This is a genomic window from Corynebacterium sp. MSK195 (genome assembly GCF_030228885.1).
In the GTDB taxonomy this organism is placed as follows: Bacteria; Actinomycetota; Actinomycetes; order Mycobacteriales; family Mycobacteriaceae; genus Corynebacterium.
The window spans coordinates 24,089-36,141 of record NZ_JASPGT010000014.1; the positions used below are offsets into that span (position 1 = coordinate 24,089).

11 protein-coding genes and 1 pseudogene are annotated in these 12,053 nt (G+C 60.1%); 3 read left to right on the plus strand and 9 right to left on the minus strand.

Annotated features, from left to right (window positions below; genetic code table 11):
• Positions 1–38: 38 nt before the first annotated feature.
• On the plus strand, positions 39–1,709 hold the full coding sequence (locus QP909_RS10710) for a DUF885 domain-containing protein (RefSeq protein ID WP_284767223.1): 1,671 nt from the start codon (positions 39–41) through the stop codon (positions 1,707–1,709).
• On the opposite strand, the gene QP909_RS10715 is transcribed toward QP909_RS10710, so the two are convergent.
• Complete coding sequence (locus QP909_RS10715) at positions 1,706–2,797, minus strand: AbrB family transcriptional regulator (protein WP_239279334.1); 1,092 nt, start codon at positions 2,795–2,797, stop codon at positions 1,706–1,708. The genes QP909_RS10710 and QP909_RS10715 overlap by 4 nt on opposite strands.
• A gap of 113 nt (positions 2,798–2,910) precedes the next feature.
• Here QP909_RS10715 and QP909_RS10720 point away from each other — a divergent pair, with 113 nt between their 5' ends.
• Entirely contained in the window at positions 2,911–3,681 is a 771-nt protein-coding gene (locus QP909_RS10720; protein WP_239279333.1) for a TSUP family transporter, read from the plus strand.
• On the opposite strand, the gene QP909_RS10725 is transcribed toward QP909_RS10720, so the two are convergent.
• On the minus strand, positions 3,682–5,949 hold the full coding sequence (locus QP909_RS10725) for an ATP-dependent RNA helicase (protein ID WP_284767224.1): 2,268 nt from the start codon (positions 5,947–5,949) through the stop codon (positions 3,682–3,684). It abuts the gene before it with no gap.
• Entirely contained in the window at positions 5,950–6,615 is a 666-nt protein-coding gene (locus tag QP909_RS10730) for a sugar O-acetyltransferase (RefSeq protein WP_284767225.1), read from the minus strand.
• A gap of 182 nt (positions 6,616–6,797) precedes the next feature.
• Here QP909_RS10730 and QP909_RS10735 point away from each other — a divergent pair, with 182 nt between their 5' ends.
• Positions 6,798–6,923 carry a hypothetical protein gene (locus QP909_RS10735; protein ID WP_284767226.1) on the plus strand — a complete coding sequence of 42 codons (126 nt, stop codon included), beginning with the start codon at positions 6,798–6,800 and terminating at the stop codon, positions 6,921–6,923.
• 27 nt (positions 6,924–6,950) lie between these two features.
• On the opposite strand, the pseudogene QP909_RS10740 reads toward QP909_RS10735, so the two are convergent.
• From QP909_RS10740 to QP909_RS10765, 6 genes and pseudogenes are all read right to left on the minus strand, one after another.
• Positions 6,951–7,031: pseudogene (locus QP909_RS10740) on the minus strand (IS3 family transposase); the annotation flags it as partial.
• Positions 6,998–8,146: a HigA family addiction module antitoxin gene (locus QP909_RS10745; protein WP_502868660.1), complete on the minus strand. Its 1,149-nt coding sequence runs from the start codon at positions 8,144–8,146 to the stop codon at positions 6,998–7,000. The gene QP909_RS10745 and the pseudogene QP909_RS10740, both read right to left, overlap by 34 nt.
• A gap of 14 nt (positions 8,147–8,160) precedes the next feature.
• On the minus strand, positions 8,161–8,460 hold the full coding sequence (locus QP909_RS10750) for a type II toxin-antitoxin system RelE/ParE family toxin (RefSeq protein WP_246817657.1): 300 nt from the start codon (positions 8,458–8,460) through the stop codon (positions 8,161–8,163).
• 1,152 nt (positions 8,461–9,612) lie between these two features.
• The gene (locus QP909_RS10755; protein WP_284767227.1) at positions 9,613–9,801 is read right to left on the minus strand and encodes a helix-turn-helix transcriptional regulator; all 189 of its coding nucleotides are present in this window, start codon (positions 9,799–9,801) and stop codon (positions 9,613–9,615) included.
• Positions 9,802–9,804: 3 nt separating this feature from the next.
• Complete coding sequence (locus QP909_RS10760) at positions 9,805–10,113, minus strand: hypothetical protein (protein ID WP_284767228.1); 309 nt, start codon at positions 10,111–10,113, stop codon at positions 9,805–9,807.
• 467 nt (positions 10,114–10,580) lie between these two features.
• A complete protein-coding gene (locus QP909_RS10765; RefSeq protein WP_284767229.1) occupies positions 10,581–11,930 on the minus strand; it encodes an IS256 family transposase in 1,350 nt (449 codons plus the stop codon).
• Positions 11,931–12,053 lie beyond the last annotated feature (123 nt).

Below are 12,053 nucleotides of genomic sequence, written 5' to 3' on the forward strand. Positions count from 1 at the left end.
TGGCCTATAGGCGATACTTAGGGATAGACTTCCTCGTTATGAGTTCTGAGCAGACCGCTAAGCGCCAGCCCTCTCTACTGGACGCTTCGTGCGATAACTTCGTTCACGACCTAGCCGAGCTTTCCCCCACCGATGCCACCGCGTGGGGCATTGACGGCTACGAGGGCGAATTGCAGGATTTCTCTCCCGAGTACTTCACCGCCATCGCAGACCGCACCCGCGAAATGGTCGCGGACCTGGATGCCCTGGATGACACCACCGATGAGTCCGATGATGAGGATGACTTTGATGACGTGGACTATGTCACCGCGGCCGTCCTGCGCGATCGCCTCTGCCTTGATCTAGATCTGCACCACCACAGCGAGGATGTGCGCTGCCTGAATAACATCGCCTCCCCGGTGCAGACCATCCGCGATACCCTGCTGCTCATGCCGCAGGATACGGACGAGGACCGCGACGCCATTCGCTCCCGCCTGTCCAAGGTGAAGACCTCCCTGGCCGGCTACCGCAGCTCCCTGGAAGAGGCAGCCTCCCACGGCATGGTGGCACCGCACCGCCAGATCTCTGAGGTTATTGTGCAGTGCGAGCGGCTTGCCGACGCCGACTCGATGCTCGAGTCCCTCGGCCTCGACGCCGACTCCGCCGAGGTGCAGCAGGCTAAGGAGGCCTTTGGCGAGTTCTCCGATTGGCTCTCCAATGATCTGCAGCCCCAGGCACCCACCAAGGACGCCGTGGGTCGCGAGCGCTACGAGCGCTTTTCCAAGCTCTTTGTGGGCGATACCGTCAACCTCGACGAGGCCTATGAATGGGGCCTGGACCAGGTGCGCAGCCTGCGCTCGGAGCAGGAAAAGATCGCCCACGAGCTCTACGGCTCTGAGTGTTCGGTGCGCTCGGCGATGCGCAAGCTCAACCACGAGGACTGCTATACCCTGCGCGGCACCGATGCGCTGGTGGAGTGGATGCAGTCCACCGCCGATGGCGTCATTGCCGAGCTCAACGGCAAGGAATTCGATATTCCGGAGGAAGTGGAAGAGATCGAGTGCTGCATCGATCCGGCCGGCACCGGCGGCATTTTCTACACCCCGCCGAGCGATGACTTCTCCCGCCCGGGCCGCATGTGGTGGTCCGTGCCGGAGGGTCAAGACACCTTCCACACCTGGCAGGAGCTGACCACCGTCCACCACGAGGGTGTTCCGGGCCACCACCTGCAGCTCGGCTCCGCACTGGTGCAAGAAGACCTCAACCTGTGGCGCCGCGCGGTGACGTGGAACTCCGGTCACGGCGAGGGCTGGGCGCTCTACGCCGAGCAGCTCATGGCCGAGCTGGGCTACATGGATGATCCGGGCTTCCGCATGGGCATGTTGGATGCGCAACGCCTGCGCGCCGCCCGCGTGGTCGTGGACATCGGATTGCACCTGGGCAAGCAGCTGCCGGATTGCTCGACCTCCGGCGTGTGGGACAAGGCGCACGTGAAGACCTTCATGCGCGAAAACACCGCCATGGATGATGCCAACCTCAACTTTGAGGTCAACCGCTACCTCGGCTGGCCGGGTCAGGCGCCGTCCTATGCGCTGGGCCAGCGCCTGTGGCAGGAAACCCGTGCCGAGGCTGAGAAGCAGGGCATGAGCGCGCGCGAGTTCCACTCGGAGGCCCTCGCCTTGGGCTCCGTGCCGATGTCCGTCCTGCGCGAGGCCGTGCTGGGCAACTAGCGCCGCAGCAGGCGCTTCGCCAGCCGCAGCAGCTGCGGCAGGTAGCCTGCGATGACGAGCACCGCAATGAGCCGGGTGAGCTGTACCGCGATGACCGCTGGTCCGGCTCCGCCCTCGGCGGAGAGCGCAAGCACCGTCTCGAGCGCGCCGGGGCTCGTGGCCAGGTAGGCCTCAAAGTAGGAGATGTGCAGCCACTTAGTCAGCGGCCAGGCGGTGGCCGCGCAGATGCCGATAATGACTACGATGAAAAGAACCGTGGCGGGCAATTGCTTGGCAAAGGCCTTGAGTGCGGGCAGCGATAGCCCGCCGCCGCAGACCCAGCCGATGGATAAGAATGCCATCACCTTAAAGACATAGAGCGGCTCAAGAGTGTGGCCCTCCGGCAGCACGAAGGAGACCAGCACCGTCAGCAGAAGGGGGCCGAGCACGGCCGTGGCCGGCAGGTGCAGCAGCTTTCCCAATTTCTCGCCCAGGAAAGCGATGGCAAGAACGAGCGCGATGATCCACCACGTGGTTTCTCCCTCCACCGTGAGGTCCGCGCCTTTACCGGCCGGGGTATCAAGCAGCGCGACGACGGCCGGGAGCGATACCGAGACCACCAATAAGCGCAGGTATTGGGTGAGGGCGACGTAGCGGTAGTCGGCACCGAGTTCGTCGGCAAGCGCGGGCATCAGCGAGGCACCACCGGGCAGCATGGACAAAATTCCTGTCTCTGAGGACACATCGCGCGGCTGCGCGCGGTGCAACAGCAAGCCGCCGACGATGCCAACCATGATGGTGACAAAGGACATCGTCACCGCCGCGGGCAGGAAACCCACCAGCTGGCCCAGCGGCACCACGGTGAGGGGCAGCGCTGCCATCATGCCGATAAAACCACGCGACATGCTATAAAAACTGCGGTTCACGCGCAGATCTTCCCCAGTAAAAAGCGCCATGGCGCCGGAGGAGAGGATCGCTGCCAAGATCCAGGCCGCGGGTACGTGCCACATGCTAAAGAGCCAGCCCAGTACGACCGATGCCGGAACGACAATGGCCCACCGTGCCACGGTATGGGCACTAAGCCCGGCGCCTTCCTGCTGTGCGGCCATGCGAGCCTCCTAGTTCTACTGCGACAAAAGTATAATGCCTGCTTTTTCTCCACTACGGGGAGGGCAGTAGGCGGGTTATCACCTTACATCATTCAAGATTTATGATCGGGGGCATGGAAATCGATGTGGTGCAGTGGATAATTCTCTTCTTTGGTACCGCGGCCGCGGGGTGGGTCGATGCGGTCATCGGTGGTGGCGGATTGATCCTGATCCCGATGCTGCTGGCGGTCCTGCCGGGCCTTGCTCCGGCCGCAGCTTTGGGCACAAGCAAGCTCGCCGCGGTGACTGGCACCGGATCCGCTGCCGTGACTCTCGCGCGCAAGGTGAATCTGGACAAGGCGGAGATGGCGCGGTTCCTCCTCATCGCGCTGGTCTGTTCTGGGTTGGGGGCCAGCGTGGCCTCGAGCCTCGATAAAGACGTTATGCGGCCCATCATCATCGTGCTCATGGTGGCCGTGGGCATCTTCGTTGCCTTCAAGCCAGATTTTGGCAGCAGCGACTCTGCCGGTACCCGTGGCGGGTGGCGGACCATCGTGGTCTTGGTGCTCTCCGGCATCATTTCCTTTTATGATGGCATCTTCGGACCGGGTACCGGAATGTTTTTGATCATGGCCTTCACCTCTATTTTTGCGCAGAACTTTTTGACCTCTGCGGCCATGGCCAAGGTGGTCAATACCGCTACCAACTTCGGTGCGCTCATCGTGTTCATTATTGGCGGGCACGTGTGGTGGACGCTCGGCATCGTGCTCGGCGTAGCCAATATTGCTGGCGCACTTCTCGGCGCTCGTACCGTGCTCGGCGGTGGGGCCAAATTCATCCGCTACGCGCTACTTACTCTCGTCGTGGTCATGAGCTGCTACTTGGGCTGGCAGCAGTGGGGATAGCTACATCCGGTTCTTGGTGCGCGCGGTAGCAACCGCGTTCCACGGGTCCTCCGGCCACGGGTGCTTGGGGTAGCGCCCGCGCATATCGGCGCGCACGCCAGCATAAGGACCGGACCAGAAGCTGGCGAGATCATCGGTCACCGCGAGCGGGCGGCCGGCGGGGGAGAGCAGGTGGAATTGCACGCGGTGGCCGCAGTATTCGGGGGACTCGGCCAGGCCGAAGCATTCCTGCAGCTTGATATGAACCACGGGGCGATCACCGGACCAGTCGATTCGTACGTCCCGACCGGAGGGGACTGGGAGGTGCTCGGGAGCGAGATCGTCCAGATGGGTGGCTTCCGGCCAGGGCAGGAGGCGTTGCAGCGCGGGGTACATGTCTAGCTTGGCGGCGGGGGTGCCCTCCGCAATGCGGTGGAGCTCGGGGCCGAGCCATTCGGCGGGATCTGCGGAATCGACATCGGGCCAAGGAGCACCGAAGTGGGCGTGCAGGTGGCGCAGGCGGTCTTTGAGGCTCTGGGCTTTCTTGCTGAAGGTGAAAAGTCCTAATCCTTCCTTACGGATGCCGGCGGCAAGCGCCTCCTCGGCCGCGGGGCCCGTGACTTTAACCGGGGTCTCAGAAAGAGTGATGGCGCCCGCGGCCCTGACCTTGACGCCGCGCACACGGCCATCGCGCAGGAAGGCGCGGGTCTCCTCGGTGACGCCGATGGTCTCGAGGGCTGCGGTTTCCTCGATGCGGGCGGCCGAGCGGATGATGGCATTGCCTGCGTTGGACAGGGATACCTCCGCGATGGCGAGCCACGGGGCGCCGGCTAGGCCCGAGTTATCCAGCAGCCGTGCGCGGGTACCGCTGGCCAGCAGGTAATCCTCGCCCACGCGCTTGGCTACCTGCTCGGGAAAGGCGGTGGCGACGACCTCGCCGGGATCGGCGGGGCCGAGATCGTCGACGAGGCGGGCGAGCCGCTTGACCTCCCTGTGGGGTGGGCGGTGACGGGTGAGGTTGGGGGTTAAGGGGGCGTCGGCAAGCGAGGCAATGATGGGCGCGGCCTGGCTGCCGTGCCGGAGCAAGGAGGCGCCAAGGCGCGGATCGGTGGGCAGGAGGGCGAACTCCTGCGTGGCACCAATGCGCTCGAGGGTGGCGTGCGCGGCCGCAAGGGCCGGGGCCGGCGGGGGATCGAGCAATGGGAAGTCCGGGCCCGCGCCCCAGCAATCCAGAAATAGCGCGGCCTGGGTCAGGTCCGCGGACAGGATCTCCGGGGTGGTGTGCGGGGAAAAGTGCTGGTAATCATCCTGCGAGTAGCAGCGAATGACGGTGCCGGGCGCCTCACGGCCGGCACGACCAGCGCGCTGATCGGCGCTCGACTTCGAGGTAGACACCGTCACCAGCCCGGACATGCCACGCTGCGCATCGCGCCGGGGAACGCGGGAGAGCCCGGCATCCACCACCACGCGCACGCCCGGCACGGTAAGCGACGACTCCGCGATGGAGGTAGCCACGACGATGCGCTGCTCCTCGGTATACAGCGCGGCGTCTTGCTCCGCGGTGGTTTGCTTGCCGTGCAGCGGGAAAACATTATGGCCGTCCAGCGCCTCGCACACGAGGTTCACCTCGCGCACGCCGGGCACAAAGACCAGCGTTGATTCGTGCTGGCGGGCTGCCTGCTTGGCGACGTCCCCGTAAAACTCCCTCGCCCCCGCCGCCCTGCCCGGCATGGGGGCGTAGTGGATATCGAGCGGGTGGGTGACTGCCTCGGTGACGTGGACGGGTGCGTCCATGAGTTGGGAAAAGCGCTGCGCATCCACGGTGGCGGACATGGCGATGACGCGGAAGTCCTCGCGTAGCTCGGCTAGTTCTAGGCACATGCCCAGCACCAGATCCGTATCGAGCTGGCGCTCGTGGACCTCGTCGATGGCAACGGCGGCCACTCCCTCGAGCTCCGGATCCCTGAGCAGGCGGCGCAGCAGCACGCCCGGCGTGACGAACTCGACTTCACTGCCCTTGCGGGACTCGCCGCGGATGGCAAAGCCCACCTTGTCTGGGGTGCCGCTGAGAGTACTCAAGCGCTGCGCGGCCGCGCGCACGGCCACACGGCGCGGGGCGGTGACGATGACCTTGCCGCGCCCGGCTGCATGATTAGCCAGCGCCGGTGGGACGAGCGTGGTTTTACCCGTACCGGGCGGGGCCTGAATAACTACGTTTCCGGTGCTCGGCAGCGAATCGATGGTCTCGGCTACGGGCAAGCCCGCGCCGATTGTGGCGAGATCAAACATCTAGTTGGCGGCTCCAAACCCTTCGACAGGGCCGTTGAGATCCTGGCGCTCCCAGGCGTCCTCGTTATTCTCCAGCTTGCGCACCACGCGGCCGGGAGTTCCCAGAACCAGCGAATTATCCGGAATATCGGTGGTAATGAGCGTGCCCGCGCCGACGACGCAGTTCTTCCCAATGGTAATCCCCGGCAGCACGGTGACATTGGCGCCGAACCAGGTGTTCTCACCGACGGTGATGGGCTTGGCAATTTCCCACCCACCGGCGCGCATCTCGTGATCGTTTACCGGATGCCCCACCGTAATCAGGGAGCAATTGGGGCCTATCATGACGCCATCGCCGAGCGTCACCTTGGCCTGGGCCAAGATGGTGGCACCGAAATTAATAAAGACGCGCTCACCGCACACCAAATTGCAGCCGTATTCTAGGTTCAGCGGCACGTGCAGACCCGGCACCGCAGATTCCTCCGGAAGAATCTCACGCAGGATGCCCTTCGCGCGCTCTGGGGCCGTATTCTGTAGCTCGTTGAGCTGCTTTAGCAAGCGAAAAGTGCGCTGGTGCTCTTTCTTCGCCTCCGGCATGCTCGGCAAGAACCACTCCCCACCGGTCATCCGCTCCCATGAGCCGTAGCGTGTCAAGTCCTGCCGCCCCTGTACATCCATGGGTGTCATTGTAGAGGGTGGGTCGTGCTTAAAAGTTATCTGCGAAAATCACTTAGGTTCCTGTAAAACACAAACCCCGCAGGCCGTTTTGTTGGCTCGATAAAATTTGTAGACGCCATTGGCAAAGCGGTTGCTGATTCTCAGAGTTAAGGTTGAGTGTTAGTAGAAGCCCAAGCACAACGAGTGAGCATATGGAAACAGATTCAAGAAAAATCGTCGATAATATTTTGAGCGATATGGCGGAACTCAATGACTGGATCAGTATTGCTGATGCAACTGGGGCGAATGGGAAAAACTCGTTTGATGAAGTGAGCTAGCCCCCCAAAAGTTGGACTGGTTTATTTCTAGGTGGTTAGGGGTTCAAGGGTCTGATTCCGAAAGTGCATCGGGGTCAGGCCCTTGAGTCGTTGTTGGATGCGTTCGGCGTTGTACCACTGGATGTAGTCTTCGACAGCTTGGGTGATTTCCAGCTTTCAAGCTGAGCGATGACGGTGGGAGCGTTGCGTACGAGAGTAGTTTTCCACGACAGGTCACCCTTTTTTTGAAGCCTTCCAATCAGGGTGATGGGATGAACCCCTAGGTGGCTGGCTTGTTCTTTAATCCAGGATGAGTGCACACGATCAGGAACCGCCGGTAAAGGGCTAGAGATCGCGAGTTCGCTGGCCAGCTGGTCTGCCTCGGCTTCATTATTGGCACTGTCATCTGATAGGTCATCGAGGATGACCTCGCCATTATCGACAAGGTGACCCAATAATATATGGGCTGTTTCATGCAGGATGGTAAATAGAATCTTATCGAGCCGATTCCCTCGTCCTGATATGCCAATCACGGGGTGCCCGTCGACCATCATGGCGCAGCCGTCGAGTTTTCCTCCCGGAAAAGCCTCCACATAAACAAGTCTCACCCCCGCCTCGGCGAACAGAGTCTGGAACTCAGCAAACGCCTGCGGGTCACGCGCTCTACTCGACAGCGTCCGGGCGAGGTCTTCTAGTGCCTTACGGGAGTAGGGGGCAGCGTCGAGGGCGCTGGCAGTTGCTCTAACGCAAGCCGCCCACGCTTCCTGCAGAACGGTGACATTTTCCTCGTGGTTACTGCGGCGGGCGGCGAAGCTTATTCCCAAGGGATCTTCAAAGGATTTTTTGCCAAATAAGTTCAGCACCTCGTATGCCTGACTCTGCACGTCGGTGGCTGTGATGTATCCCCGCTTGACGAGCAGGGGGACGGGGGCCAGTTCTCGTAACTGTGCGCGGGTTTTCACGGCATTGAGGTTGTCCTGTGTCCGGTCGTCCTGGGACTGCTTCCATAGCAGATAGGAGTTCTGGAGGTTAAGCCAGAATTCCGCGGAGGTGCCCAGGGCGGCGCCTATCTGGGCTGCGGATTCACGCGTGATCTCCTTCTTTCCGGAAATAATCTCCGAGACAAACTGTGCCGGACGTCCGAGCACCTCGGCAAAGTCGGCTTGGGTCCAGCCGCGTGCGTCTAGCTCGTCAGCGAGGATCTCTCCGGCTGGGAATAGCTCCGCCGCAATTGGAGTATTCATGAGTACACCTTCTCTCAGTGGTAATCCACCATTTCAATAACGATGACCACGCGGCCATCGCTGTTGGTTGTGAATTTGAGGATGAGCCGAAACTGCTTGTTCAGGCGGATCGAAGAGGTCCCGGCTCGGTCGCCTTTCAGTTGTTCCAGATGTAACGACCGCATGGCCCGCAGGTCACGTTCGTCCACGGCTCCCTTCAGGATCTGGATTTTCTTGCGATATGCCTTAATGATGTCCGAACCCCATCGTTTGGGGATGTATGAGGCATCCTCGGCCACTCGTTGAAGTTCGTCGTCCTCGAAGAGGATGCGCACCAAGTCCACCTCGTCCAGTTCGCTAGCGCCGCGCCCATCTGACGTGACTCATTCTTCTCTACTTATCTAGTGCTCATCACCCATCGTGTGAAGTATGGTATCTTAGATATTCCGGTTCCGCAAGATGGGGTCAGGCATGAAAGAGGGGCACCTCGTTCCAGCGAGGTACCCCTCCGGCAAGCCCTCAGAGCTGTCAGAATTCATGCATCTTCTGACAGTAGCGGAGTATATCTCCCCTCGGGCTGATTGACTCGAGAGGAGAGAGAATGGCAACCATTCGGCGCCAGGTGCGCACGGTCCGCAAGGGGCCAGCGACCGTCAGGGTCACCATCACCGTCAAGACCTAGACCGCTACGGCCAAGCCGCACAAACTGGGTCGCTAGCTGCCTCGTCCTGGGAATCATCCGCCTTGTTAGGAAGGGAGGGGAGAGTGGCTCGCAACCCCAAGCAGACCAGCAGGTCTGCAGCGAAAGCGTCCAGTAAGGTGCTGCGCGGCAAGAGTTATTGTTCGCGAACTACGCACAACTTACTAACAGCTAAACCACAAAGTTTTTGGAGGAATTTTGGCTAGCTCTTGGTTTCCAATTTTGATTACTCTCAGCGCCTCAGTGGTCATGGCTACTGCAAGCTATTCCGCATGCAGACGCCGTCCCAATCATCCGCTGGTTAGTGATCGCTCGATTTGGGGAGCGGTTTTGTTCGCTATTTCTTTCGTTAGCTACCTAGCTTCAACGATGTTGCTCTTATTTTATGGAATTAGCGATAGCGCCATAGTTGCCGCTATAGCAGGGCTCTTCATTTCTGCTCTCGCTTACGTTGCAACGAAGCCAAAACATGATCAAGATTATCTGTAGGTACGGATGAACTTAAGAAGATGAAAGTGTTCTGGATGACTGAGTAACTTCTTGCTCGATATCAACGTGCATGCTGTGACGAGCTCATCGCCAGCAAAGGATTAACTGACTAAATGTAGCGCGGGTACACCCGTATTGGCGAAACGACCGCAACAGCTACCCGATGCGGAAACGCGGGTGGTGTTTTTCGAACACGTTGGCCATACGCCCCGATTTTCCGGTGAGAGAGAAAGTCCCAGAGAGCACAGACCGTGGAACTATGTGACGGGTGATCTGTTATTTCTCCCCGTGGCCGGGACTATGGGGTGAAGATTTCCTCGATGCGGCACGCAAAGACTGCGGCCAGCTGAAACGCCAAAGGGAGGGAGGGGTCGTAGCGACCCTTCTCGATGCTTATGATGGTTTGCCGGGAAACCCCCAGGCTGTCAGCCAACTTCTGTTGTGGCAGGCTGCGCTCTTCGCGCAGCTGTTTGACCCGGTTCTCCACGTTTTAGCCTTCCCGCCACTTGCGCAGGCTGTAGGTGGCGGCGAAGGTGATCATCAGAGAGGCCCCGAAGTAGATAGCCAGCATGGATCTGGTCACGGAAAAGTCCCGGAGTACCGAAACGACACCGAGGACACCCACCAAAACCGGGGCTGGGTGGAAGGTGTCTTCCGCAGCGTGTGTGTACCAGTGGTTCTCAATCGATTCCTCGGCCCGCTCGGCAACGCCTGCAATAGTGTTGCGGTCGACCATCAGCCCCCAGGCTGCGACACTTGCTACAGGGGTGAGGTAAGCGGTGAAGATGCTGATAGCCAATAGGGGATTATCGCTGAACTTCGTGAGCGCAGTAATGGACGCAAAGATTCCGCAACCTGCGGCCCCACTCGTTCGAACAGGGCTTAGGGGACCGCCAGTCAACGGCGTGGGCAGAGGAAGAGGCCACCGATGTTGTGGGTATGGCGCGCCTGATGGTCGCTGATGTTACGCGCAGGTTCATTGCCCGTGATTCGCGGAGAAACTCAATGGAGACACCCATTTGGCCAGGCCCTTAACTGTGAGAAGCGGGTCGAATAGCGGAGTTCTCCGCTAGGAGGTGTAAAAATTCCTCTGGGTCTTTAACCGTCAAGCGAATGGGTCTTCCGATATTGCGGTGTAGGAGGATATTTGCAGAACCGGCATGGAATGAAATAGTGCCATCCAGGAAGTGAACCCCAAACGTTTGGGATTCGAGTATGGGGCCCGAGGGAAGAGAGTGTCCGATTCTTTGTGTGCGGAGGCTTGGTTTACAAGTAATCCGCGAATCGGTTGGGGTAAGCCACGGCTAGTTGGTTGATGGCTTGTTTCCACCCGGTGGCTTTCGCTCCTTCAATATAGCCGTTGCACTCAATGTTGCGCTTTGCTTTCTTCGCTCGCTGGGCAGCGCGCTTGTCTTCGATGTTGCAGATCATCAGCCACAGCGTCTTTAGTGCGGCAGTATCGTTCGGGAATTGACCCCGGTTACGGGTAGCTTTACGCAGTTCGGCGTTGAGCGATTCGATCGAGTTGGTGGTGTAGAGCACCCGGCGTGCCGCCGGTGGGAACTGCAGAAACGGCACGAACCGCTCCCAGGCGTCGCGCCAGACTTTGACCGACTGGGGGTATTTCCGGCCAAGTTCACTGGCCTCGAAAGCATCCAGGCTGGTACGTGCGGTGTCCTCGTTAGCGGCTGTGTAGACCTCACGCAGCGCGCGGGAGACTGCTTTGCGGTCCTGGTAGGACACCCACCGGTTCGCAGCCCGAATCAGGTGCACAATACAGGTCTGCACCATAGAATTCGGCCAGGTTGTCTCCACAGCCTCCGGCAGGCCTTTGAGCCCGTCGCAGCACACGATGAACACGTCTTGGACACCGCGGTTGGCCAGATCCGCACACACCGATGCCCAGAATGCGGCGCCTTCATTGTCCGCGATCCACAGTCCCAGGATGTGCTTGATGCCGTCCATATCGACACCAACCGCCATGTAGCAAGCCTTGTTGACCACGCGGTGGCCGTCACGGATCTTGACGCGTAGCGCGTCGAGGAAGATCACCGGGTAAAACTCGTCGAGCTGGCGGTTTTGCCAGATCATGACCTCGTCCAAGACCGCATCGGTAATGGTGCTGATCGTATCCGGGCTCATATCCACCCCAAGGGAGGTTGCGAGATGGTGCTGAATATCGCGCACGGTCATCCCACCGGCGTAGAGCGAGATAATCATGTCGTCGAGCTCTGTGAGCCTGCGTGCACCCTTGGGCACCATGCGGGGAGTAAACGTGCCGGCACGATCCCTAGGCACGGTCACCTCAACTGCGCCGTAGCCAGAATTGACGGTCTTGGTGTACGACCCGTTACGGTGATTATTCTCCTGTGCGGTTTCGACCTGGGATTTCGCTTTGCGGTCGCAATGGCCGTAGCCCAAGTGCGCATCCATCTCCGCCTTAAGGCCAGCGTTGATCGATGCTTGTAGCAGGCCTTTGACCAGCTCGCTTGCATCATCAGCGGAGCTCGACAACTCGCTAATCAAGCTGGCGATTTCAGAATTTTCCATCAGCTTCTCGCTGATCTCGTTGACCCTCGCCGGGTCATGGTTTTTCTTCGGTGACACCGTAGTCATTATCGGTGAAACTCCTTCTAGATCAGAGCCTCACACACAAACTTCCTGACGCTGATAATGGGAATACAGGATCGGAACCACGTGGAATGACCCACTTCTTGACTGGCCATGATCTCCTCATGT

Coding starts and splice junctions, on each gene's coding strand:
- QP909_RS10720 (WP_239279333.1), top strand. CDS start 2,911: ATGGAAATCGATGTGGTGCAGTGGATAATTCTCTTCTTTGGTACCGCG.
- QP909_RS10710 (WP_284767223.1), top strand. CDS start 39: ATGAGTTCTGAGCAGACCGCTAAGCGCCAGCCCTCTCTACTGGACGCT.
- QP909_RS10765 (WP_284767229.1), bottom strand. CDS start 11,930: ATGACTACGGTGTCACCGAAGAAAAACCATGACCCGGCGAGGGTCAAC.
- QP909_RS10730 (WP_284767225.1), bottom strand. CDS start 6,615: ATGACACCCATGGATGTACAGGGGCGGCAGGACTTGACACGCTACGGC.
- QP909_RS10745 (WP_502868660.1), bottom strand. CDS start 8,146: ATGAATACTCCAATTGCGGCGGAGCTATTCCCAGCCGGAGAGATCCTC.
- QP909_RS10715 (WP_239279334.1), bottom strand. CDS start 2,797: ATGGCCGCACAGCAGGAAGGCGCCGGGCTTAGTGCCCATACCGTGGCA.
- QP909_RS10735 (WP_284767226.1), top strand. CDS start 6,798: ATGGAAACAGATTCAAGAAAAATCGTCGATAATATTTTGAGCGATATG.
- QP909_RS10725 (WP_284767224.1), bottom strand. CDS start 5,949: ATGTTTGATCTCGCCACAATCGGCGCGGGCTTGCCCGTAGCCGAGACC.